The following is a 23,880-nucleotide window of genomic DNA, read 5'->3' on the forward strand; positions in this document are numbered from 1 at the left end:
CGTCTTTGCCTTGCGTTACTGCTCTAAGCTGTGGTTTGTGATATTGTCGATCGAGTTGTCGTCACCGTCGCCACCATTGGCAAACGTGGGATCTCCCGGCACACCGAACTCGTAATCGCCGGTATTGGTATCAATGCCGTACGGGTCAACGCGGCCTTCCACGGTGGTAACTAAACCCGGCGACGCATTAATGTCCGTAATTCCGTCGGCCCCAGCAGAGTAAATCAGGGGCACAAGTCGGAATGGCCGCGAATCGTCTCTCAGGCGTTCGACGTAATCCTCGAACGGAGCTTGATAGGCACCACTACTTGGCAGGGCCGTGGGAAGATCGCGACGGAAGGGATCGAACGGGTCGTGGTCCGCATCGGCTTCAGCGGTCATTATGTTTGAACGCAAAGCGTAGCCCGCTGGCCAACGGATGAATTGGATCGGCCGGCCCCAACCATCAATGAATTCAAGAGCACCATCTCCATCCGTATCGGCGATGTCTTGCTCGCTGAACAGATCCGCGGCTTCGCCATCGCCGCAGGCAAGCATGATCGTCAAGTACAAACACTCAGCTCCTTGATTCTGTACAAGCGTCTCGTCATCAGTGGAACCTGTCGCATAGTAACGGCGTTGATAGGTCTTCGTGAGTGCAGGTACGTCAGCCAGGAAAAGGGGGGAGCGAGGAGTCACTGACATAGGACTGCTGGCCGGAATGCCGGTGGCAAGGATGTCGCTCCAGCGATCTGGCATTTCCATTGCCATCAGCTCTCGTAACGCAAGCAAACGCATATCCGCCATCGCTTTCCCACGATCACCCGCTGGGAAGGCTGAACGAATGTAAGTTTCGATCGCTGGATTCACGTTCACCCGCCGTGTCGTGAACGACTGATACTTCTCCATCAGCAGACCATCGATCTTAGTGATGATGCTCTTCGTCCTGCTCCGTCGGGCACTTTCGAAAGCCGCACTCGAGGCACCTAGGAGGGCCGCTGCTAGGATCGCAATGATGACGATTGTGACGAGGAGCTCGACGAGGGTGAAGGCGCGTTGAGTAAGGGGGAGGGCGGAAGGGGGAAGGGGGATTGCGGGTGCATACCTTCCACGCACATTCTTCTCTCCGCCTTCCACTTTCCACCTTCCGCCTTGGACAATCATTCTTGTTCCGCCTCCAACGTGCCTTGGGTGAAGTTGGTCAGCGTGTCGGCAATGTCGCCAGTGAACGGGCCTTCGGGGAAGAGGAGCGGGGAATTCTCTTGAGCGACTGCTGCCCACTTGTTGGCCTCGCCCCATGCGTCATCGAGTCCGGCATGAAGAATCTGGAACTTCCCTTGATTGGCATACTTTGTTTGGGCCAAAGAGGGCGTCGACGTCGTTGTCGTTTCTAAGGGTCGCTTAAGAGCGGCTATGAACTCTGGTGTCGTCGCATTAGGGTCTGCTGGGCTTTGCAAGGGATACGCGTAGCTGATGTTCGAACCGGAAGTTGCGCGATCACTTGGCTTGTTTTTAGAAACATCGAAATACAGGTAGGGCTGTACGGAGGTCGCCGGGTAGTACATCCAAAGATTGATACGTCTCTCAATGCTGCTGTCACGAGGATCTTCATACAGGATGAAACGCCCCGAGAACTGACCATTCTCGCGAGGGCCAAGACGGGTGACGTCGATCACATCGTCGAAACCGCGGTTCTCAATAATCTCTTGGTCGCCAACAACAAACGATGGGCCACTTGAGCCCGAAATAGGAAACTGTTCGTCCTGACTGAAGCCGCCAAGCCAGAACACTAAGGCTTCCCCGGCAGAAATCCCCCCCTCAGGTGACGTGCCAGGAACATTGGTTGCACCAATTAGATACTCAACGATCTGGGCTTCATTGGCGTTAATCCGAGGGAACAGCTTTTTGACGACGCGACGGACGTCGTTTCTTACGGCGTTAACTGGGGCATCGTTAGGCCCTGCTCCGATTGGCGTGAGGGAGTTTGGCGGCAAGGTGCCATTATCCTCTTTGAAGGTCAGAAGTGCTCTCTCAAGTTCTTTTATCTCCAGTGCGACCCGTGTCGTCTTCGCTCGATTCATCGCATTAATCGCTGCCGTCGTCGCTAGACTAGCCAGCACCGCAATAATCGCGATCACAATCAGCAACTCCGTAAGAGTGAAGCCGCGTGGGGACGAGGTTTTTCGTGGGGAGTGTTTCATGGTTCAACAAGTGTTTCGTTTTTGGTGTTCAGTTTTCACCCGAGTGCTGACGCAGCGCGGCTCGGGTGGGATGGCAGGGTGGTTACCCCGACAAGTTGTTGATCAAATCCACAAGTGGCACAAACAGAGCGATAACGATAAAACCGACGGCACCACCGAGGAAGATAATCAGCAGCGGTTCCATCAGCTTGGTCAGGCCATCGGTCAGGACGGCCACTTCTTCGTCGTACGTGTCGGCGACTTTGTAAAGCATTGTGTCGAGTTCGCCCGTCTCTTCGCCGACGTCGACCATGTTGACCACGATGTCGTCGACGATCCGTTGGCGGTATTTCATCATGTAAATCAGCAGGCCGATCGGTCCCGCGATGAAGAAGAACCAGAAGAACGCCGCCACCGGGTGGAAGCTGAGCTTCGAGTATTCCTTCATCGGCTCGGCAATCGCGTCGCCCTCTTTGATTCGCTCGCTCACGCCGGTGTACATCTTCTCGAACACGGCATTTCCAGCCGTTTCGCGAGTAATGTTCAGGGCTTCAAGGATCGGAACGCCCGAGGCGATCAGGGTCCCGAGGGTTCGCGAGGTGCGAGCCATGATATTTTTCTCAACCAGTTGTCCAAAAATGGGAACTTTAATTGCAAATTGATCCCAACCCATGCGTCCCGCTTTGAATTTTCGGATGAGTTTCACAAACAACCAGATAGCAATTGGTATGCCAGGAATTAGGAACCAGTAGTTTTTGCACCATTCCGCAACGGCAATCAGGTACAAAGTCATCGCCGGAAGTGTGAGGCCGAAGTCCTCGAAAATCTTCTGAAACTGTGGCACGATTTTGATCATGATGAACGTCAAAATACCGACGGCCACCGAGACGACGACAATCGGGTAGATCATCGCACCTTTGACTTTCCGCTTGAGCGATTCGGCCCGCTCCTTGAAGTCCGCCAGACGTTGGAGGATGAGTTCCAGGGCACCACCCGCCTCGCCCGCCTTGATCATGTTCACGTAGAGGCGGTCGAAACACTTGGGCGACTTGACCATCGCTTCACTGAGCGTGTCGCCCGCCTCGATGGCTTCGCAGGTATCTTCGAGCGAGTACTTCAACCGGCCTGGCTTGGCCTGATCGCCGAGGATGCGTAGTGAACGCAGAATCGGCAGGCCGGCATCTTGAAGGATGGAGAGCTGTCGGGTGAAGGCCGTGAGGTCCTTACTCTTCACTCCACCGAACACGAAGCCGCGCTTCTTCTTCGCACCGCCCCCGGCCGCCTCTTCCTTCTTGCGGTTTTTCTTGACGGAGATCTTCGTAACGAAGTACCCCATCTGGCGTATGGTGGATTGCGCATCTTCCTCGGTGGCCGCCTCGATCACATCTTTGATCTCAGCACCTTGCGAGTCCATCGCTTCGAATTGGAAAGTAGGCATTGGATTTAGCTCTCAGCTATCAGCGGTCAGCTATCAGCCAGTTTTGGACGGGGCAAATATCTGTTTGGTATCTTGTGTTGGGTTGGCTCTGAAAACCGCTTGGACGTATTAAACAAAAAGCTGACAGCTGATGGCTGACGGCTTTCTTACGCTTCCATAATCGTTTCTCGAATCACTTCCTCAGGTGTCGTGGTTCCTTCAAAGGCACTCTTCATGCCAGCGTCTCGGAGGGTGACCATGCCGTGCTCTCGGGCCTTGTCTCGGAGGTCGTCGGTTGAGGCGTTTCGCATGATCATGTCGCGGAGGTCGTTGTTCATAACCATCAACTCGAACAGACCAACGCGGCCCTTGTATCCGGTGTTGTTGCAGACCTCGCAGCCTGAGCCGCGGTAGAACTGCTTGCCTTTCATGTCTTCCTCAGTCAGTTCCAGGTCAGCTAGGACTTCCTGAGACGGGTTGTATTCTTCTTTGCACTGGGCACACACGCGGCGGACCAAGCGTTGGGCGAGAATGACCTCGACCGTGGCAGTGATCAAAAACGTCGGGACGCCCATGTCCTTCAAACGGGTAATTGTTGCTGACGCATCATTCGTATGCAGGGTGCTAAACACCATGTGCCCGGTGAGCGACGCTTGGACGGCAATCTCGGCGGTTTCCAAATCACGGATCTCGCCGACCAAGATCTTGTCAGGATCCTGCCGCAGGATCGCCCTCAAGCACTGAGCAAAAGTGTTGCCAATGGACGAGTCGATCGGCACCTGGACAATGCCATCGATGTCGTACTCGACGGGGTCTTCGGTGGTGATGAGCTTATCTTCAACTTTATTCAATTCGCTCAGTGCGGAGTAGAGCGTGGTGGTCTTCCCCGAGCCGGTTGGACCGGTCACTAAGACGATCCCGTTAGGCTTTTCAATCGCGGCACGAAAATCCCCGATGGTCTGCTCGTTCATGCCGACATTCCCCAGATCGAGCGACACGACCGAGCGATCAAGCACCCGCATGACGACACTCTCGCCGAACATCGTTGGGAGAACACTGACGCGGAGATCCACCGGATGACCACCCACGGTTAGTTCGATCCGACCGTCCTGCGGCAAGCGCCGTTCGGCAATGTCGAGATTGGCCATCACCTTGATGCGGGTAGTAATCGCAAACGCCAAGTGACGCGGCGGAGGGACCATCTCATAAAGCACGCCGTCGGCTTTGATGCGGATGCGGAACTCATCTTCGAACGGTTCGAAGTGCAAGTCGCTCGCGTGATCCTTAATCGCCAGGAGCAGCACCATGTTAAGCAGCTTGCGCACCGGGGCACTGTCGGCGAGGGCTTCGACGCTGGTCAGGTCGTTGGCGTTGCCTTCGGCTTCGGCAACAGCTTTGGCGAGCTCTTCATCGGTTTCCATGTCGGAAACAATCGACTCAACGCTCTCGTTATTCTCGCCGTAGTAACGCTCCAGGGCCGAGAGCATCGAAGGCTCGGTCGTCACGGCGACACGGATGTTGTAGCCGAGGAAGGTGCGTAGCTCGTCCTGCACGTCGAGGTTCTGCGGGTCGCACATCGCCACGGTCAGCGTACTGCCGTCGAACTCCGTGGGGATGATGCGGTACATCTGTGCCATCGGCTCGGTGACGAGCTCCAGCACTTCTGGCTCGATGGTCACTTCGTGAGCAGAGACCACCTTCAACGACATCTGCTCCGCCAAGGCGGTGGCGAGCTGGTCGTCGTTGATAAGACCCAGGTCCATGCCAACCTGACCGAGCATCTGCCCGGGGCGCTGCTTTTGCTCGTCAACGATCAGCTCCAGCTGCTCATCGCTGATGTAGCCAAGGTCAACAAAAATCTGTCCGATGCGACGTAAAGCCATTTTTGTGAGGGGTTAGGGATTAGGGGCTAGGGATTAGGGTTATTCGCTTCAAGCATCGTGTTATTCCCCGGTCGGCGGGGCTCGATCGGAATGACATGGTTCTCAATCATCCTCAACATCCTCATCAAACACGCCGCGCTTCGCTGAGGCGATTCGCTTGGCGACATCATCCGGGCTGTTTGCCTTGGCGATCACATCTTCCTCAGTGACGATTTCATCGCGCCAGAGGCGGAACAGGTGATCGTCGAGCAGTTGCATGCCGTGCTTTGCTCCGGTCTGGATGGCCGAGGTAATGCGGAACACTTTGTTCTCGCGAATCAGGTTACCGATACCTGGCGTGACGACCAGCGTCTCGAACGCGGCGACCCGGCCACCGCCGATTTTTGGCAGCAGTTGCTGGGCGAGAATGCCAATGATCGAGGTAGCAAGCTGTGTGCGAATCTGATCTTGCTGGTTCGTCGGGAACACGTCGATCACGCGGTTGATCGTGCCAGCAGCACTGGACGTGTGGAGCGTGCCGAACACCACGTGGCCGGTTTCTGCCGCGGTGATCGCTGCTTCGATGGTTTCCAGGTCACGCAGCTCACCCACGAGGATGATATCGGGGTCTTGCCGCAGAGCGCGTCGAATCGCTTCGGCGAACGAAGTCACGTCGACGCCGACTTCACGTTGGTTGACCGTTGATTTTTTGTGGTTGTGATAGAACTCGATCGGATCTTCGATCGTGATGATGTGATGGTCCGCGGTGGTGTTCACGTGGTCGATCATCGCCGCAAGCGACGTACTCTTCCCCGAACCGGTCGGTCCCGTCACGAGGATTAAACCGCGGGGTCGCATGATCAGGTCTTTGAAGATCGGCGGGAGATTCAGGTCGTCCATGCTCATCAGGTCGACGGGAATCTGCCGTAGCACCATCGCCACGTTGCCACGCTGTCGGAAGACGGAGACACGGAAACGGGCCTGATCGCCAAAGGCGAAACCGAAGTCGGTGCTCCCGGTTTCTTGGAATTCTTGCTGGCAACGATCAGGCGTGATGCTCTTCATGAGCCCCATCGTGTCGGCAGGCTCAAGCACTTTCGTCTTGAGCTTCTGCATCCGACCATGCAAGCGCAACACCGGGGGTTGCCCAACGGTGATGTGCAAATCGCTCGCCCCCTGCTTAACTTGAGCAGAGAGCAGCTTGTCGATGAGGATCGTTCCCATAGTTTCTTCTCTTCCCGAGGGCACTTTGCCTGTCAGTTCTCACATGCTCAACACCCAAAACAGCACCGTGCTTGTAGCAAGGCCGCGTTACGCAACTTGCCAGAGGTGGATGTCAGCCAGCGGTAGCGCCAGTAGTTCCGAATTGAGCGCGAAAAGACCTGACTGTCGCACGGCCCAACTGACCGAACGAGCGTTCTTCAGTATGCACGAAAAACGCAATAAACTCAAGTATTTCAAGGAGATACCACGCCTGGCTGGGTGTTGGATTGTGCAGGGGCGCGTGCGATTTCGGTGTATTATTTCGCTGCAACCGAATTGGTTCTGAGGAAAGCTCAAATTGGGAATGAGTTGCGAAAGGTCCCGATTTGAGAAAGAACGAGCAGCCCGCGAGCTACGTCTCGCACGGTTAGGTTCTCGACAGCGCTCCGCGCGAGCCAAGAACAGACTTCTAGTGCTCGCGGGCTAGTGTTCGCTTTCCAAGCTACTCGGTTCGCTTGGTCACCTTGAACACTTCTTCAAGCGTCGTGATGCCCTGCAACGCTTTGGAGATGGCGTCTTCGTAGAGCGTCGTCATCCCTTCAGCCGTGGCCGCTTTGCGAATCTCTACGGTTGAGGCACCGGCGAAGGCGAGTTCGCGCACTTTAGAGGTCATCGTCATGAATTCGAAAACACCAAGACGTCCGCGATAGCCACCTTTGCCGCAGTGAGAACAGCCAGCCCCTTTCATGAACGTTGCCTCGGCAGCTTGCTCTGGCGTGATGCCTGCGGCTTCGAGTTGCGCATCGCTTGGTGTGTGAGGTTGTTTGCACTTGCTGCAAACGACACGTACCAGACGCTGGGCAAGAATACCAACAACTGAACCAGCAACAAGGTATGCCGGTACGCCCATGTCCACCATCCGTGTGATCGCACCGGGCGCGTCGTTGGTGTGAAGGGTACTGAAAACCAAGTGACCAGTCAGCGAAGCCTGGATGCCCATCGACGCGGTTTCATGGTCGCGCATCTCACCCACGAGAATGACGTTCGGCGCCTGACGCAACATCGAACGAATAATCGCTGCGAAGTCGAGACCGATCGAGTGGCGGACTTCCACTTGGTTGATCCCCGGCAAGTAATATTCGACCGGGTCTTCGGCAGTGATGATTTTGCGGTCGGGGCGATTCAATTCGTTGAGCGCCGCGTAAAGCGTGGTCGTCTTGCCCGAGCCCGTTGGCCCCGTCACCAAGAGGATGCCATTGGGGCGGCGGATGATGTTGCGGAACTTCTTAAAGTCCTGCTCCGAAAGCCCCAGTTGTCGGATGCCGACTTTAATATTGTCCTTATCCAGTAGCCGCATTACGCAAGACTGGCCGTGGTTGGTCGGCAACATGCTCACGCGCAGATCGAGCTCTTTGCCGCCCGCAGTAATCTTGATTCGTCCGTCTTGTGTACGCCGTCGTTCGGCTATGTCCATCTTCGCAAGGATTTTGATACGGGAGAGCAGGGCGCCCAACAAACGGCGTGGCGGGCTGTCGCGTTCGACGAGCACGCCGTCAATGCGGTAACGAATCCGCACGCGATCTTCAAACGGTTCGACGTGAATATCCGACGCGCGAAGTTGCACCGCTTCACTAATCATCAACTGCGTCAGGCGAACAATCGGAGCGGAGGTCTCGTCAACGACGTCGTCATCATCCCCGCCGTCGTCGCCTTCCGTTTCCGTGAAGTCGATCGCCGTGTCGGTAAACTCTTGCAGCATCGAGTCCGCAGACTCGCCGTCGACTTGTCCGTAATTTCGGTTGATCGCTTCGAGAATGCTCTCACGCGTTCCCAGGCCGATCTTGATATCGCGGTTGAGAATGAACTTCAGTTTGTCGAGCGTCGCAAAGTCTTCCGGGTCGCTGGTGAGTACCATCAGCACACCATCGTCTTCGGAGAACGGAATGACGGCATTCTCGCGAGCGACCGATTCGGGCACGAGCTCAACCACCGCCGGAGGAATCGGCACGTTGTTCAGGTCGTAGTATTCGTACTTGTGAAACTCGGCCAGGGCGCGCATCAACTGCTCGCCACTTCCGTAACCGAGATTTTGCACCGCGTCGTGTAGCTTCAAGTTGCGCGAAGTCGCAACGGTTTGAGCTTCCTTGAGCTGTTCCGGGCCCAAGATGCCTTTTTTGATCAGATAGTCGCCAAAGTCAGCAGCCATAGAGGCGGTTCTTTATCTATTAAAGTCTTGCGAGAAGTTCTGTTCCAAATGCTCCGGGTGCATATCTTGTTCCCCGAGCCAGCATGCCAAAGTGGGGATGACGGCAGAACTTGCGCAGAATCTCCACTTCCTCTTGCTTAGGCTAATGAGCGCTAGCCGGGCTGTCAATCAAGCAACAGGTTGTTGCGGTTCCCAAGAACAACCTGACGGCTCAGAGTCGTTTCCTCAATTACCCCTGAGCCGAGGTGCGTCAGCTCTCGGGTTGAACAGCTTAGCACCATCATCAGGATGACGATTCTCAGGGTTGTGAGGTTTTTGCTTCTCTTCCTCAGCGAGTGCCCGAGAACGCTCTCGCAGCATCGTGGCCGCTTCGCGAATGGCGTCCGCCTCATCGTAAAGGCCCTCGACCTCGAGCCGATGGGCCGTTTCTTGGAGGTGCCAGGAGACATCTCGCAGCATGTGCGACTTCGGAGGCCGTGGGCCTTTTTCGGATTCTCTCTCCATTCGCCTGTGGCGGAGTTCCTCGCGCATCCTTCTTTCGCGTTCGAATCGTTCGCGAAGTTGCTGAGCTCTCCGTGGATCCTGATTCATTTCTTGCTGGAACTGCTTCTCCAATTGCTCGCGTTTTTCCCACCTGCGTTGACCTGTGTCGCGATCTTCAGAACGGGGCGGGCGTTGTTCCCTGCCGGAGATGTCGAATCTTTCATGTCGGAAGTTGGGGCTGGGCTCCAACGGCGGCACGATCGAGCCACCCTGGTTCTCCATTTCCCGAACGATGGCATCGACGACGGCTTTCTGTTGCAACTCGTCGACCACAACCGCGCGTCCTTCGATCGGTTGGTCAGTCACCACGGCATCGGGAAGTGAGTCTTGTGCGATGGCAAAGCTACCCAGCACGAGAGAAAAACTGGTAGCTAGGAGAAAACGGTTTTGCGTATTCATCATGGGCTCCGCTAGCGGTGAAAGTCGATTGGTAGGTGTCAGTATGCGGAGAACGCAAAGAAACAACAACCCAGACTCACCGCTCGCGGCTTAGCTGCAATAAATGATGCGTCACCAACCACGCTTCGCCCGCGTTCCAAGCAAATAGCTCTTCGCAGGCCATCACGAACATTCGCCAGCGCTGCCATTGAATGTGGGCTTCGCGGGCGGGCATGTCCTGTTCGAAGCGTGCTAGCAACGCTTCGCGGTGATCGTCGAGATTACGCAGCCAAGCCCGGCACGTCATAGCGTAATGGACGCCATTGACATCGTGACGTTCGACAAGTTCAAACGGATCGTTGATGTGCTCGAAGAGATCCGCGGGAGGCATCGCTCCGCCGGAAAAGAAGTGCCGCGTCATCCAATCGGTAGGGCCTTCGTCCTGGAAGCGGTAGAAGAGGTTCTTGTGCGTGAAGATATGCACGAAGAGGAAGCCGTCGTGCTGAAGCACCACGGCCAGGGACCGTAGCAAAGCTTCGACATTATGCATGTGTTCGAACATTTCTATCGATACGATTCGGTCAAAGCCTTCGTGCGGAACGCCACTCTCGCGGAGCTTTTGCTGGAGGTTCCTCTCTGCCATGTTTGCAACGAGGTGGGTGACATTCGTCAGGGAACGTTCTGCCGCTTGTTCACGAATGTATTCGCCTTGAGTCGTTGAATTCGACACGGCGATGACCTCCGCCCGCGGAAACTTTTCAGCAAGCCACAGCGAAAGCGACCCCCAGCCGCAACCTAGGTCGAGGATGCGTTGCCCGTCTTCGATTTTCGCACGTTGGCAAGTAAGCCCCAGCATCGCCTCTTCAGCCTGTGCGAGGTCTCCCACGAAATCTTTCCAATAACAGCCACTGTACTTCAGGCGTGAGCCGAGCATCGCTTGAAAGAGTTCGGTGGGTACTTCGTAGTGCTGCTCATTCGCGGCGGTGGTTTCGATGGCGATGGGGCCCCTGGCAAAAATCTCTCTGAGGGCGGCAGCACGCGACGGAGAATTCTGGCTGCGCAGAATCTCTTTCTGAAGACGCTTCCGGAGCAAGTAACGAATCCCGCGACGGATTGCCCAGTCGGGTAGCCATTTTCTTTCCGCGAGTTCGATCAATGACACAGAACTTTCTCTGTTGCTAATTGCTAACCGTGAAGAAGACGAATATCACGAATCTTGTTTGACAACAAATTAATCAATAGGTGTCCTCAAGATTAAAGAAGATTCGTGTTTTTCGTTCAATTCGTGGTTAAAATTGTATGAGGCAGTTTCCTATTCCTTCGGGAACCAAGGAACGAACGCGTTTGTGGTGCGTTGGTATTCGCGATAGTCCTCACCACGACTCTTGAGAGCCTGCTTCTCCGTCGGGGGGATGCCGGTTTTGAACAGTATCAGATACAACAGGCTGAGAGCGACGAGGGTCGTTACCCACCAATAGCCGCTTGCTAGTGAAAGCGGAATGTAGCTGCACCAATGAATCCACTCGAAGAAGTAATTGGGATGCCGTGAGTATCGCCACAGCCCGCGACGGCAGGTCTTGCCCTTAGAGTCGGGGTCTTGCTTGAACTTCTTGAGCTGCCAATCAGAAAGTGCTACCCCGCCGATGCCGAGTATCCACATGCTTACGGCTAAGCCGACAAGCGGAAGCGCCGGCCATGCTCCGTGAGCAATCACAAACGCCGGCAATGCGAACACCCATGCGCCGGCCGCTTGAAACCAGTAGAAGAACAACAGATTGCGATTCGCATTCTCGCCCCAATCCTCGCGAAGCTGCTTGTAGCGACCTTCCTCAGGCTCGCCCACCACTCGAACATAGAGATAGCTTGTGAGGCGGATCGACCAAACGGCAATCATTCCTCCAACAAGCCACCGCAAACTCCGCGGCGCTGTTCCGAACAGAGCATATAGGACCCCAAGGTCGCCCACGGCTCCCGCCCAAGCCACGTCGACGATTCCCGCATTGCCGGTCTTCCGTTGGATGAACCAAAGGCCCGTCATCAGCAACATGGCTGCCACAAATCCGATGAGCAATAGCAGCGACGGAGTCATAACTAGGACGCTCCGTTTTTAGCTGGCTTAGACTCATAAAGAATCTGCGAGACGCCGATCTTCCCAACGGCGAAGCCGGCAGCACAGTAGGCGAAGTAGTAATCCCACGCGCGGAAGAACTTTTCGTCGGGCCTGAGAGCCGCAATCTGCTCGCGGGAATTCAAAAACCTCTCCCGCCAAGCGAGTAGCATCCGCCGGTAGTGGCTGGAGAAGTCCTGCTCTTCGATTTCGTTTAAAGTAGTTTTTTTAGCAACGATTTGCCGAAGCCTTTCAAGCGAGACGAGGCAACCGCCAGGAAAGATGTACTTCTGAATAAAGTCGATCCGGCGACGATATCCCTCGTATCGTTCGGCGGGAATGGTGATTCCTTGCAGCAGTATCTTTCCTCCCGGCTTCAGGAGTTTGTCGCATTGTTCGACGAAGGTTGGCAGGTAGTCATGGCCGACCGCTTCGATCATTTCGATTGAGACCAACTTGTCGTACTCGCCCGTCAGGTCGCGGTAGTCGCAGAATCGCAAGTCAACTCGATCGGCTATCTCAGCGGCTGCGATACGTTGCTTGGCGTACAGAAGTTGCTCCTGCGAAATCGTCACCGCCGTGACATGGCAGCCGTAGTTCTTGACGGCGTACTCGACAAACCCTCCCCAGCCGCAGCCGATTTCTAACACACGATCGTCTGCTGACAATTCCAGCTTGCGGCATATCCGCTCGTACTTGGCATTCGATGCATCCTCCAACGTGCTTTCTTCGTTCTCGAAAATGCCGCACGAGTAGGTGAACGTCGGGTCGAGAAACAACTCGAACAGACGATTACTAAGGTCGTAGTGAGACGCGATATTCTTACGGCTTCCACGAATCGAGTTCCGTTTCAGACGTTGTTGAAGTCGCTGCCATGCTGACAACGCAAAGCGGGAAGGAGATCGCCCCACGGATTGCTCGACACTGACGTTCGCCAGCGTTTCCAGCACCGCCGGGAGATCCGTTGACGACCAGTCACCGTCGACGTAACTGTCACCAAAGCCAAGGCTGCCCGCTTTGACGGTCTTGCGGTAGATGCCCAAGTCTTGGACGACGATTTTGGCCGCAGGAGGATCTGACTCTGCGGCCGCGTTGAAGTGAGCGGTCCCAAGGCAATCGGTGATCGTCAGCGGGCCTGCATCGAGTTGCTTCAAGCGTTGATGGACAAGGCGGCGGGCTAGCCGGTCCCAGGCGGCGATGGATCTAGTGGAATCGTCGGAGCGTCGGCTCTCGCTTGCTCCAAGTTCTGCTTGCTGGGGTGAGGGATGAAAGGGCATCGCTTCAACCAAAGTCTCAAGGCCTGCCAATGGATGGCTGCCAAAATGTTAATCGAGTTTACAGGCCTTCGGACGACTTCCCAAGCCAGGTGGCGGTCGCTCCACACCGCGCGGTGCATCGTCATGCTCGCCGTGAAAGGCTTCACGTCATGACCCACACTTTGGATCGTCACCTGAAGTTCTTCGCCGGGTGGGCTGAGGTTCCAGTGGTAACTTTCTTCCAGCTTGCGAAAGGGAGAAACATGGAAATCCTTAACGTGTGCATACCGTAAGTTCGCATCCGAGCTTAACTCGGATTCACCCTCCGTGCGATTTCCTTCGTGGAGCACGTACAGCCGACGCTGGTTCCAGGGAGTATTGCTGACTTCGGCGACGATTGTCTGGATTGCCGGTGTCTGGTGTGTTGGGCCTTCGTAACAGTAGAACAGGTTCAGCGGACTGAAAAAAAGCCCGGCTTGCCGCAGTTGTGTCAACAGCCGGATGGGGCCCGCCGGTCGCTTGCCGGTTATGCGGGCGACGTAGTCTCTGACGAGGGTGGGCAGTGGGCAGTCGGCGGTGGGCAGTTTACTTCTGAGCGCTTGGCAATGATCCTGTTCACGGAAGGAGGCCAAGGCCAACTTTCGTGATGAGAGGAGCCAACTGCGTCGGATGAGTTCTTCAACTTCCTCTAGATCGAGATAGGCCATCGTGATTCGATTGCGAAATCGATGACGCACCGGCGAATGGCGGATGTGCTCGACGTGGCCTGAATAGAAGCAAGAGTTCATACGGCTGGTTCTAGTGAAAGCCCAAATTGCTCGCACACAGCCAATGCGCTATTCACACCATCCTCATGGAATCCATTGCCCCAGTACGCGCCAGCGAACAGGATTTTCCGGTCAGCGTGCAATTCATCACGGCGCTGTTGGGCACCTATTGCTGCGGTTGAGTAGAGCGGATGCGAGTAATTAATTCTTGCCAGAATGTGCTGCTCGTCAATTTTAAAGGAAGGATTTAAGGTAACGCAAACGGGCTGCGGTGTGTTCAAGCGTTGCAGCCGACTCAGGTCGTAAGTCACCGTGGGAGGCTTTTCGCTTTCAGAATAGACGCGGTAATTCCAACTCGCCCAGGCCCGTCGTTTTCTTGGGAGCTGTTTCACGTCCGTGTGCAGTAATGCCACATTCGGTTGATAAGCAAACGTCGTCAGCACTTCCGTTTCTAGTCGACTGGGCTCACTAAGCATGGCAAGCGAGTTGGGAGCGTGGCAAGCCAGCACGACGGCATCGAATTCTTCCGTTTCGAAACCGTCACCCGAGAGCGCCACTAAATTCTCCCGGCGGCGCACTTCGCGAACCGGGCAGTTAAGTCGAATCTGCTCCTGCCAGCCTTTGGTGATAGCTTCAATATAGTTTCGTGCTCCGCCAGGAATGGTTCGCCATTGAGGACGGTCCTTCAACTGCAGCAGCCCGTGATTCTTGTAGAAACGAAAAAGAAAGTCAGCAGGAAAGTCCAACACGCGCGAAGGAGGTGCCGACCAGATCGCCGCCGTCATCGGCAGCAAGTAATTCTGAACAAGCCCGTCACTGAACCTGTGGCGTTGTACGAACTCACCGAGCGTTTCCCCCGCGACGCTTGCGTTTTCACCGTTACTAGCAAATGCGTTGAATCGTAGGATCTCACGCAACATCTTGAGGAAACTGGGCCGCACAAGATTCCGCCTCTGAGCAAACAACCCGTTGAGCGAACTTCCCTGGTACTCAAGCCCCGAATCTTCATTAACGACGCTAAAGCTCATGTCGCTCGGCTGAGAGGGAACTCCAAGGAGCTCCAGCAGTCGGATGAAATTCGGGTAAGTCCGATCGTTGAAAACCATGAAGCCGGTATCAGCCGACCAACTCTTGCCGAATGCTTCAAAGTCGACGGTATTCGTATGGCCACCAATCCGTGATTCCGACTCGAATAGCGTGACGTCATGTTTGCGTGACAAGAGCCAACCGCAGACGAGGCCGCTGATCCCTGAGCCAACGATTGCAATTCGCATAGTAGTTGCGCTTCGCTCCGCGACCTAACTCAGCCGTTTGCGATCGGCGGCAGCGGCTTCGCGAAGGCGTCTTGGGAAGTCTGGCTTTGCGGCTAACACTCGCGTCCAGGTGGGCATGGAATCCCCACCCGAAGGGTCGTCGTGCACGGCAGTGCCCGCGATCGTGATTTGCTCGGCGAAACCTTCGATGGCTTGCTCTTCGCTGTGACGATCGAAAGAGAGGCAGTTCATGAGTGCGTCAGCGTGGTACTGGCGAATAGCATCTTGGGCGTCCCGAAGATAGGCTGCTCGTAAGCTAATGAAGTGCCCAGGTGAAAACACCCGCCCGCGGCTTGCCAGCGTCCGGAAGATGCTCGTCAGAATATCCCCGGTCATCTTCATCAGACCTTTTCCCGGCTCGTCGAGCGAAAGCGGCTGATGCTTGTGTTCGTAGAGTCGCCCCAGATCGACTTGGCAGACACGTTTTGGTGACGTGTTGCGGAACACTTCCGCCAAGGTCCCCACCTCTAAGCCCCAATCGCACGGGATGCGATTCGAACGGGCAAGCTGCGAAGTGACGCCAAACTCTCCGGCTAGCGGATAGCGGAATGCTCTAAGGAACGAAATGAATTCATCCTGGCCGAGTACGGTTTCGATCGCGCGGAGCAAGGGAGTCATCAGCAGCCGCACGACACGCCCATGCATCTTCGTCGTGCAGCGAGCGTAGTATGCCTTGCAAAAATCGAAGTCGAGACTTGGGTGTGCCATCGGCAGGCACATCCGCACGAGAATTTCCCGGTCGTAGTTGACAATGTCGCAATCGTGCAGCACAAATGCCTTGAGATCGTTGTCGGCAAGCAAATAGCCAAACGCCATCCAGACCGCACGGCCTTTGCCAGGGGTGCTGAGATTGAAGTCCTCGGCGATCAGCTCGTCGATCATCGGAGCGACCGTTGGGCCATCCGTCCAGAGAATTTCCGCCCGATCTCCAAGTGGCTCGACGAGTTTCGCACACTCCTTGTAGTCAGACTCTTCGGGGGCCCGATTGAGGACGATCACGGTTGATTTCAGGAACTCAGCACCGGCAAGTTCCTTGACGATTTCTGCGAACGGTTCAGCTCGCATATCACTGGCCGTGAGCGGCAGGACGAGGCCGATGCCGTACTCTTCGGAAGCTTTGACAAGCTTCTGCTCGATCTCATCGCTGTGGACGATCCCCAGATCGTGGATCGTGGTGACGGCACTCGGTTGGGCAAAGTCTGGCATATATCCAACTTAACGGAGCAAAGTGTGGCTTGGAAGGCTGCGAGGGAACAGGTAAGAATGTAGCCACCGTTGCCAGGCGGTGGAGTCGATAGCGGCAGAGTCCACGTTCTGGCGAACGTGGCTACATCAAGCGTTTGCCACTCACAGCGCCAACCACGCCGCTTGCCCGGGCAGCAACAGAAAACTGTCCATCCGCTCGACCGCTTCTCCCGCAATCAGATCGTGGGAAGTTGACGCGTCACAAAGTTCGCGAAGATCGAGATCAACTGTTTCCTGACCACAATTCACGAGGATCAGCACTTGTTGAACGCCATCAAGACTGACGCGATGAAACGCGATGACGCTGGGTTCCTCCAGGTCCAACACGCGCAGAGGAGCATCAGGATGAAAGGCTGCGACGCCTCGCCGCAGTCGCAGGAGTTGCTGGTACCCGGCATAGATTTCTCGTGAGAGTGGTGAGTTCTCGATCTGCTCGTGCAAGTCGTCCCACCGAAACTTCCGCCGGTTAATCCGCCGAGCGATGCCACTTTCCTCGACGCCCTGCTGATAGTTCTCAGTACCGACAAGGCTGTGGAAGTAGGTCGCGGGCACGCCCTGCAAACTTAGCATCACCGCTTGGGTAGCGAGAAAACGCCGTGCCTGGAGTTCGGGGTCCTCCTCTGTGGGCTTGAGTGCATCGACGTAAGTGATATTCAATTCGTAGGGAACGTCACGGTCGCCTCGGCGGCGGGTGTTGACCCGCCCGCCTCGCTCTTTGACTGCGGAAACAAGTGAGTCGACTCGCTCATCAGGGACCAGGCCTTCTAGGGGTCGCACGCCGATGCCATCGTGCGAGGCCGTGAAGTTGAAGAAGGTGGTCCCCGGTTGCGGCGGCTCGAGCCCAGTCAGCCAACGATTGAAGTACGTCGCATCGCCGTGCGTAAACGCATCCAGCAGCAGTGGCGGCAGGCTGAACTGGTAGACCATGTGGGCTTCGTCGCCGTCGCCAAAGTAGCTGATGTTTTCCTTGTGCGGCACATTCGTCTCCGTGAGCAGCCACACGTGCGGTGCGACGATTTCCAGCACGTCGCGCATCAACTTCACTACTTCGTGGGTCTCTGGCAGATGAATACAGTTGGTGCCGATCGTTTTCCAAAGGAAGGCGACCGCGTCGAGTCGAATAATCTGTGCCCCGCGCTTCGCATACTCAAGAAGCACGTCGAGCATCGTCAACAGGACGTCGGGATTGGCGTAGTTCAAATCAACCTGGTCCGCGCTAAAGGTCGTCCAAACATGACGCGGACCGGCTGAGGTCTCAAATTCGGTGAGCAGCGGCAAGCTCCGCGGACGCACAACCTCGCTGAGATCGTCCTCGGGGGAAGCCTCGAAAAAAAACTGATCGTAGGGCTTCTCTTGTCGCAGATAGGCGGCAAACCATTCACTTTTTGCTGAGCAATGATTCAGCACGAGATCAAACATCAGTTGGAACGAACTTCCGATTTGCTCGATGTCGCCCCAATCGCCGAGAGCCGGATCGACCTGCAGGTAGTCGATTACCGAGAAACCGTCGTCTGAAGAGTACGGGCAGAAAGGCAGAAAGTGAACGGTCGAGAACAGCTCGTTCCAAGACTGATCATCTAGGAAAGCATCGAAAGCTGCCAATGGAGACTTCCCCTCGGCCTGAACTTGATCGCCGTAAGTGATCAGAACGACGTCTTCTTCCGTCCAGCCAGGCACCTCCGGCGGAGTCTCAGGTAAGTGCTTCTCAACAAGCCCCACCAAGCGGGGCAACACTTCGCTTGCGTCTTCGCCGTAAAGTGTTTGTAGTCGATCAAGCAGTTGCCCGACAATCTCAGGCTGCAAGTTAGAAGTCAAAGCAGCGGCAGTGGATTCCATCACGGCAGCATTCCAGAAAGAGGGCGGCGAAATAGGAGGGAGTCTCAAAGTGGGGATCACTGCCGCCGCCGACAGGTATCCTCGTGGTTTTTTCAGTATAGCAACTTCTGCGAATCATTGCGATTCGAGAGAACTGGGATTGATGATTAAGACTGCCTATACTGCATATAGAGACGCCAATCGCCCTTTGGGATCAAACGGGAGACCACCGAATGCGAGGGGATCGCGGAAGGAATTACGCGGTACCTTGCAGTCTTCGTTGTCTTGGGAATCTGAATCGGCAACTATTCGATCTACACCAAAGCATTGAGTGAGACAAGCAATGCACTGGGGAGAGACTTTCCTGAACGAGCTGTCCAAACGCGGCGTGCGATATGGAGTTCTTTCCTACGAAGATCACCAATTGCTTAAGAAAGCTGAATCAGAAGATCATTTCCGGAGCTTTCTCTCGACTCGTTACCCCGATATATCGACTTCAAACAAGTCGCTTCAAGGAATTGCTAACGTGTTCGCCAAACGCTGGAAAACGGAGAACCAGTCAAGGATAGAGTTTGGGCTGCTGCAGGGATTGTTTTCAGCCAATCCTAGTTTTCTAGTAGTCCTTCTCCTCTTCCCATTTCTAGCGCTGAGATGGATCGTCAGGAAGTTTACTACTTCCGAATAGACGCGCTGCGCAGATTCAAAGCTCATCCAACCCGGTGTGATTCGTAATGAGCGCCCGTAGCTTCCGACGCAGTACGCTGTAGCTGTAGAATCTGGTGCCCAAGTCGTAATTGTGCTGCACCATCTGCTCGCGATACTCGGGCTCGTCGATCACGCGTTTCACCTTGGCGACTACCTCCTTCGTGAGGTAGCCGTTCATGGTAATTACCTTGAAGTCTTTCGGCTCGATGTCTTTCACGAAAATTGAGTAACGATTCACGAGTACCGGCTTGCGATAATAAAACGCTTCGATCAGCGCGTTGCCGAAGCCTTCGTAGATGCTTGGGTAGGTGATAAAGTCCGCCACGTCGTAAGCATCGGCGAGGGTGTAGGTGCGGCGACCCTCGGCGTCGATCTCGCGTTCTTCGCTGATTCGATCGGAAACCCAAAGCAGCGTGACACCCTGTTGTTCTGCCATTTCACTCAAGGCGTGCAGATACTCGTCCCCTTCGTCGCCCGACTCGTGCGAAACGACCAGCTTGCACTTTGGGTTTTTGAGCGCAGCAATCAGTGAAATGGCATGTTCGATTCCCTTTCGAGGGACGACTCGCGTCGGTTGGAGGAACATGATGTCGTCGGGCGCAATGCCAATGTCATCGCGCATGTGACTGACGTATTCGTCATCCTCAATCGGCGGTGTTTCGAAGTCGAGTACGTTGGGCACTAACACGGATGACTCGCCACGACGATGCGATAGCGCTTCTTGAGCCGCGGAGTTGATCGTCACGTGCTGAATCGAAGGCAGCGAAGGCGGGAAAGACATCGAGAGGAAGTCGCCGATCGCGTTTACCGAAAAGCGATCTCGCTCCCAGTAAAAGTCGTGATGATGAGCAATCGTTGGAAAGCCGGTCTCGGCGATGAACTGTGTCAGGGCAACGCCCAAAGGCAAGTTCATGGGAATGCAGAGCGCGTTCTGGACGATCATAATGTCGATGTCGAACTTACCGACAAAGTCATACAACCCGCGCTTCAAGTGTTCGGCGATGGCGTACACACGGCGGGTAACTTCTGGCAACCGAGTCGTACGTCCGAAGATCCGTTCGTTGATCCACTGGATATCCGGATGGCCGAACCAAGCATGTTCGCGCAACATGCTGATCGCCGGGTCCGTGTCGAGCTTGCCCGCGAACCAGTGGCTCACATGACGGTGGTCCCAGAGGATTTGTGCCCACTTGGCGGCTTCCAAAGAAACGCCATCGGTACCAGCGAAGCGTGTACCTACGAATCCAATGTTCTGCCCAGGGGCGCGGCTTTCGTTACTCATAGTGCTTTCGGGACATGTCCCATTCGATGCCGCCAGGCCAAAGGGATTCTATTAGGGGTTTTGTTTAAGTTGCGATTTGCTCTTCTAGCCCGCGAGCTACGTCTCGCAAAGTGTAATAGGTAGCAGGGTGATTAGGCTGTAGGCTTTAGGGCTCGTTGTCAAACATGTTCCTAGAGCCTACAGCCTAATCCTCTACAGCCTGTTTCGTGCGAGACGTAGCTCGCGGGCTTGGGTTCAATCGTTTGTTTGCAATAACTTCGGTAATTGGTCAAGTTCGGTTACGACTGCATCCGGTTCAGGTCGTTGGTCCCGATTCGGTTCGTCCTCGCGGAGCCTGAGGCTCCTCTCGTCGCCCGCAAACAGTGCGGTCTTGAAACCGACCTTTGCCGCGGGCCAAATATCGTTACGCATGTCGTTGCCGACGTACAGGGTTTCTGCTGGGGTTATCGGCTTTTCTAGGGCGGCTAATCCGCGAGCGGCTTCTTCGTACAGCCATGTGCCGGGCTTCGCTCTTCCGTGTTCGTAGGAATAGTACCGCAAATTTTGGGTAAAGCCCAATTTTTCCAGCGTCTCACCGGCCAATGCGGGAAACACCGCCGGGGTGAAAAACTGAGCATTGCTGATAATCCCTAAGACCCGCCCGCTGTCTCGCAAGTTACCCAGGCAATCGACCAACCCCGGCATCGGCCAGACGGGGTTCGTGCGGACCTCAAACTCGGTGGCGAGCTGCTCAAGGTCGACCTGCTGACCCGCCGTGATCAGGCTGCCCGCTTCAAGCTTCCGGTAGGTGCTCTGCCAAACGGCAACGATGTCGATTTCCGGAAAATCAATCCCTTCGTCACGAGACTTCGCATGGCTGGCGTCGATTAGCTCGCGGAGAATCCTCGCGCCCGCTTCAGGGTCGCCACGGTACTCCACGCCAACCGCTTGCAAGGCATCAGAAAACGCTTGCCCGCGGATGGTCGGGTCAGCCGCGCCAATGTCGCCGCTTCCACTGATGATCAGAGTGCCGTAGATATCGAACAGCACGGCGCGAATGCCTTCGAGCTGCGGCAACCGTGGCTGAAGCGAGGTCGGCTTTGGCGAGAGCGGTTTACTCGCACGGCGAATCACTTCTTCAGGGGAATCCTTCATCTGTTTCTCTGCTGTCATGATTCGACACGTACCGCATTCATGCGTTCGGTTTGCAAAAAGGCCGTGAGGATGGAGTCGCCTTTCGAAAGCCCAGAAACTGCCGCCGTAGTTGGGCTGGAGAGGACAGCCTCGTAAGTTGAGTACAGTTGCTGTCCTAGCTTCTCAATCGAGAACTCGCCGGCTGTGGCGGCGGCGTTCGTCGCGACACGCTCACTGTCGGTGTCTTCGGGGATCGCCACCTGAGAATTCAATTTTTGCAGCCGCTCACGACTTGACGCTTCGGTTGCCGCCCGGCGGATGACGGACTCTTGCAGCGACGAGGGGAGCAAGGCGAAGTCGATCGTCTCGGCGTCAAACATCGCAGCTAGCTGAGTCTGCAACTCCTGTGGAGTGAAAGGTGCGACACCAAAGCCAGAGTAAGTTTCCGCCAATAGGGATGACATCTCGCTCAGAAACTGCCCGCGGTCAAGCCATGCAGTTGGAACTTGGAGCGCGTCGTAGAGCTGGCTGAGATCGAGGCCAACGTCCTTGAAGTCGCTCGTAATCTCCGGTAGGTTTCGCCCGAGCAATTCTTTGCCCACCAGCCAGCACTCAAGGAAGGTCATCCCGAACCCCTCGGCAACACTGGTCGTTAGAAGGTAATCACTGGCCGCCAATAAGTGACCAAACGGGATCTCCGCGGAGGAGGAGACGCCGAGCGTGCAGGGCAAATTCAGCTCTGCCGAAAGACTCGCCCAACGATCGAACGAGGAACGTTCCTTCGGATTCTGAGGTGCGAGGGTGACGAGGAAACTTGCCTGATCACAGAGCGCCGCCCAGAGTAGCGTTTCCCCCAGGTTCTTCCGGCGGATACCACGTACCGGATAGGTGATGAGTCGGTTCTCTTCTGGAATGGCGAGCTTCTGGTTCACCAGTTCTCGCGCTTCCTCGCGATGGTCATGCAGTGGGGGCCTGGCGACCGGATTCGGTAAAAAGTGGAGTCGACTTTCGTCGACGCCCGCTTCAGAGAGCACTCCACGGTCTCGGCCATTGAGTGTTGCATAGTGGATGTTGCTCGACTGCGGATACAGCAGCTTGGGGAGTTGCTTCGCATCGTCCTTGCCAAGCTTGCGGACCAGATAGCGATAGTTTCCCGGTCGAAAGTCCTCCGCAAAGTCATGCACCTGAAGCAGTAACCGATAGCCTGCTTGGGCCAAGTAAGAAATGGCCAGCGGCACGGAGGCATTCTTGCCGAGTGAATGGTTGTGCCAATGGAGTAGTGTTTCGTCAGCAGTGAACCCTTTGTCCGTCAGGAGCTTCTCAATACGACTGCCCAGTGCTTGGCTGGCTTCGGCACCAGTCAGGTCGTAATCAAGTCCCTCGACCGTGGCGATGTCGAGTTGAAAAGGTAGCGATGCTTCGAGTTCTTGCTGGTTCCAATCCTGGGCTCGACCGCCGTGAACCAGCAGGACAGCGGTCGGTCGCTCTTCTGCGGAGTTCTCGCCAAGTGACCGCAGATGGTTCTCCACCACGCGCGTCACCCCGCCGGGGTTAAGGTGGTGATGGAAAATGACGAGTTTCATAGCGAATGATTCAGCTAGCGCAAAAAATGACGGGCGGCACATCCAGGTCGAATGTGCCGCCCGTCTGTTAGCTTAACGATTCTCGGAGGAGAATCAAATCAGCCCGATGAATCAAATCAAATAGTCAGGGATGTTGGTATCGAGCTCGAGATCAACTCGTCCGTCACCGTCCAGATCGATGCCGGTCCGACCGTAGCCATTGCGAACATATTCGCCATTGGCTGTGGCACGAGTGCGGACATAGCGTGGCTCGCGGTACTCGGCGACTTCGTCCGTCCACCAATCGCGGGTGTCTGCCGCGCGGGGATCGATCACTTCTTCCGTGTCGCCGATTCCCAGATAGTCTTCCTCGAAACGGTAGGGTTCAGCACGATAGGCAGGCCGACTGCGGTAGTAGCTCGTGGTGGGAGCGTAGCGGTAAGGACGGTACCGACGACCGTAAGTAGGTCGTAGCGCAAGGCGGATCAGCAACTGGCGGATCACGGAAAGCGAAAGCCCACCAATCCGTTGTTGGCAAATCGCCTTCGCCTGACGCCAGCGACCTTCGTGACGGGCGAGTTCTAGTAGCTCGTGCCCATCGTGGGTCAGACGCAGACAAGGGATGCCGGTCGAGGTGCGATCGACTTCTTTCAGAAGTCCTGCATCGATCAACAAACGCAAGTGATAGCGAGTGCGTTCTTCGTTTTCTTGATTTGGTCCAGTACGTAGGACGGTCATCGAGCAGTCGATACCACGGTTCTCGATGTCGAGCAGCAGCTCGCGGGCTAGGTCAATGTCTCGCTTCATCGTTCACTCCATTGCGGGAAACAAGAGGCCGGAGAGTGTGTCGAGCGATCGTTCCCAACGATCTCACACCCAGCGGCAGGGTCAGTTGTTCGGGCACTAGCGAAAGTGCGGTCTGGCGAATTTCTCGCAATCGTCCGAAT

At 55.7% G+C, this 23,880-nt stretch carries 18 protein-coding genes; all 18 read right to left on the reverse strand.

All coding sequences use genetic code 11. The features are described from left to right. Positions 1-15 precede the first annotated feature (15 nt). Complete coding sequence (locus tag RIB44_02845) at positions 16-1,143, reverse strand: prepilin-type N-terminal cleavage/methylation domain-containing protein (GenBank protein ID MEQ8615511.1); 1,128 nt, start codon at positions 1,141-1,143, stop codon at positions 16-18. After that, complete coding sequence (locus RIB44_02850) at positions 1,140-2,180, reverse strand: type II secretion system protein (GenBank protein ID MEQ8615512.1); 1,041 nt, start codon at positions 2,178-2,180, stop codon at positions 1,140-1,142. The genes RIB44_02845 and RIB44_02850 overlap by 4 nt, the downstream gene beginning before the upstream one ends. An 82-nt stretch (positions 2,181-2,262) precedes the next feature. Next, the gene (locus RIB44_02855) at positions 2,263-3,597 is read right to left on the reverse strand and encodes a type II secretion system F family protein (protein MEQ8615513.1); all 1,335 of its coding nucleotides are present in this window, start codon (positions 3,595-3,597) and stop codon (positions 2,263-2,265) included. A gap of 146 nt (positions 3,598-3,743) precedes the next feature. Next, complete coding sequence (locus tag RIB44_02860; GenBank protein MEQ8615514.1) at positions 3,744-5,459, reverse strand: ATPase, T2SS/T4P/T4SS family; 1,716 nt, start codon at positions 5,457-5,459, stop codon at positions 3,744-3,746. A gap of 102 nt (positions 5,460-5,561) precedes the next feature. Continuing rightward, positions 5,562-6,662 carry a type IV pilus twitching motility protein PilT gene (locus RIB44_02865; GenBank protein MEQ8615515.1) on the reverse strand — a complete coding sequence of 367 codons (1,101 nt, stop codon included), beginning with the start codon at positions 6,660-6,662 and terminating at the stop codon, positions 5,562-5,564. Between the two features lie 481 nt (positions 6,663-7,143). Beyond that, the gene (locus tag RIB44_02870) at positions 7,144-8,847 is read right to left on the reverse strand and encodes a GspE/PulE family protein (GenBank protein MEQ8615516.1); all 1,704 of its coding nucleotides are present in this window, start codon (positions 8,845-8,847) and stop codon (positions 7,144-7,146) included. Between the two features lie 225 nt (positions 8,848-9,072). Continuing rightward, the gene (locus RIB44_02875; GenBank protein ID MEQ8615517.1) at positions 9,073-9,789 is read right to left on the reverse strand and encodes a hypothetical protein; all 717 of its coding nucleotides are present in this window, start codon (positions 9,787-9,789) and stop codon (positions 9,073-9,075) included. Positions 9,790-9,865: 76 nt separating this feature from the next. After that, entirely contained in the window at positions 9,866-10,930 is a 1,065-nt protein-coding gene (locus tag RIB44_02880) for a class I SAM-dependent methyltransferase (protein MEQ8615518.1), read from the reverse strand. A gap of 150 nt (positions 10,931-11,080) precedes the next feature. Beyond that, a complete protein-coding gene (locus tag RIB44_02885; protein ID MEQ8615519.1) occupies positions 11,081-11,857 on the reverse strand; it encodes a DUF1295 domain-containing protein in 777 nt (258 codons plus the stop codon). A gap of 2 nt (positions 11,858-11,859) precedes the next feature. Next, on the reverse strand, positions 11,860-13,152 hold the full coding sequence (locus tag RIB44_02890; GenBank protein MEQ8615520.1) for a cyclopropane-fatty-acyl-phospholipid synthase family protein: 1,293 nt from the start codon (positions 13,150-13,152) through the stop codon (positions 11,860-11,862). After that, the gene (locus RIB44_02895) at positions 13,053-13,919 is read right to left on the reverse strand and encodes a DUF1365 domain-containing protein (GenBank protein MEQ8615521.1); all 867 of its coding nucleotides are present in this window, start codon (positions 13,917-13,919) and stop codon (positions 13,053-13,055) included. The genes RIB44_02890 and RIB44_02895 overlap by 100 nt, the downstream gene beginning before the upstream one ends. Then, a complete protein-coding gene (locus tag RIB44_02900; protein ID MEQ8615522.1) occupies positions 13,916-15,172 on the reverse strand; it encodes an FAD-dependent oxidoreductase in 1,257 nt (418 codons plus the stop codon). The genes RIB44_02895 and RIB44_02900 overlap by 4 nt, the downstream gene beginning before the upstream one ends. Before the next feature lie 24 nt (positions 15,173-15,196). Then, positions 15,197-16,417: a glycosyl transferase gene (locus tag RIB44_02905; GenBank protein MEQ8615523.1), complete on the reverse strand. Its 1,221-nt coding sequence runs from the start codon at positions 16,415-16,417 to the stop codon at positions 15,197-15,199. 141 nt (positions 16,418-16,558) lie between these two features. Further along, complete coding sequence (locus RIB44_02910; GenBank protein MEQ8615524.1) at positions 16,559-18,292, reverse strand: sugar phosphorylase; 1,734 nt, start codon at positions 18,290-18,292, stop codon at positions 16,559-16,561. 679 nt (positions 18,293-18,971) lie between these two features. Then, the gene (locus tag RIB44_02915; protein ID MEQ8615525.1) at positions 18,972-20,258 is read right to left on the reverse strand and encodes a glycosyltransferase family 4 protein; all 1,287 of its coding nucleotides are present in this window, start codon (positions 20,256-20,258) and stop codon (positions 18,972-18,974) included. Between the two features lie 234 nt (positions 20,259-20,492). After that, positions 20,493-21,410, reverse strand: coding sequence for an HAD family hydrolase (locus RIB44_02920; GenBank protein MEQ8615526.1), 918 nt, complete (start codon positions 21,408-21,410; stop codon positions 20,493-20,495). Further along, entirely contained in the window at positions 21,407-22,954 is a 1,548-nt protein-coding gene (locus RIB44_02925; protein MEQ8615527.1) for a hypothetical protein, read from the reverse strand. Before RIB44_02925 ends, RIB44_02920 begins: the two co-directional genes overlap by 4 nt. 111 nt (positions 22,955-23,065) lie before the next feature. After that, positions 23,066-23,740 (reverse strand): DUF2513 domain-containing protein, encoded by a 675-nt coding sequence (locus RIB44_02930; protein MEQ8615528.1) that lies wholly within the window; start codon positions 23,738-23,740, stop codon positions 23,066-23,068. Positions 23,741-23,880 lie beyond the last annotated feature (140 nt).

The sequence above is a fragment of the Lacipirellulaceae bacterium genome, from assembly GCA_040218535.1.
Lineage (GTDB): Bacteria > Planctomycetota > Planctomycetia > Pirellulales > Lacipirellulaceae > Adhaeretor.

Bases quoted from the DNA above. Each gene is read 5' to 3' on its own strand.
- RIB44_02845 (MEQ8615511.1), bottom strand. From the start codon at position 1,143: ATGATTGTCCAAGGCGGAAGGTGGAAAGTGGAAGGCGGAGAGAAGAAT.
- RIB44_02850 (MEQ8615512.1), bottom strand. From the start codon at position 2,180: ATGAAACACTCCCCACGAAAAACCTCGTCCCCACGCGGCTTCACTCTT.
- RIB44_02855 (MEQ8615513.1), bottom strand. From the start codon at position 3,597: ATGCCTACTTTCCAATTCGAAGCGATGGACTCGCAAGGTGCTGAGATC.
- RIB44_02860 (MEQ8615514.1), bottom strand. From the start codon at position 5,459: ATGGCTTTACGTCGCATCGGACAGATTTTTGTTGACCTTGGCTACATC.
- RIB44_02865 (MEQ8615515.1), bottom strand. From the start codon at position 6,662: ATGGGAACGATCCTCATCGACAAGCTGCTCTCTGCTCAAGTTAAGCAG.
- RIB44_02870 (MEQ8615516.1), bottom strand. From the start codon at position 8,847: ATGGCTGCTGACTTTGGCGACTATCTGATCAAAAAAGGCATCTTGGGC.
- RIB44_02875 (MEQ8615517.1), bottom strand. From the start codon at position 9,789: ATGAATACGCAAAACCGTTTTCTCCTAGCTACCAGTTTTTCTCTCGTG.
- RIB44_02885 (MEQ8615519.1), bottom strand. From the start codon at position 11,857: ATGACTCCGTCGCTGCTATTGCTCATCGGATTTGTGGCAGCCATGTTG.
- RIB44_02890 (MEQ8615520.1), bottom strand. From the start codon at position 13,152: ATGCCCTTTCATCCCTCACCCCAGCAAGCAGAACTTGGAGCAAGCGAG.
- RIB44_02895 (MEQ8615521.1), bottom strand. From the start codon at position 13,919: ATGAACTCTTGCTTCTATTCAGGCCACGTCGAGCACATCCGCCATTCG.
- RIB44_02900 (MEQ8615522.1), bottom strand. From the start codon at position 15,172: ATGCGAATTGCAATCGTTGGCTCAGGGATCAGCGGCCTCGTCTGCGGT.
- RIB44_02905 (MEQ8615523.1), bottom strand. From the start codon at position 16,417: ATGCCAGACTTTGCCCAACCGAGTGCCGTCACCACGATCCACGATCTG.
- RIB44_02910 (MEQ8615524.1), bottom strand. From the start codon at position 18,292: ATGGAATCCACTGCCGCTGCTTTGACTTCTAACTTGCAGCCTGAGATT.
- RIB44_02915 (MEQ8615525.1), bottom strand. From the start codon at position 20,258: ATGAGTAACGAAAGCCGCGCCCCTGGGCAGAACATTGGATTCGTAGGT.
- RIB44_02920 (MEQ8615526.1), bottom strand. From the start codon at position 21,410: ATGACAGCAGAGAAACAGATGAAGGATTCCCCTGAAGAAGTGATTCGC.
- RIB44_02925 (MEQ8615527.1), bottom strand. From the start codon at position 22,954: ATGAAACTCGTCATTTTCCATCACCACCTTAACCCCGGCGGGGTGACG.
- RIB44_02930 (MEQ8615528.1), bottom strand. From the start codon at position 23,740: ATGAAGCGAGACATTGACCTAGCCCGCGAGCTGCTGCTCGACATCGAG.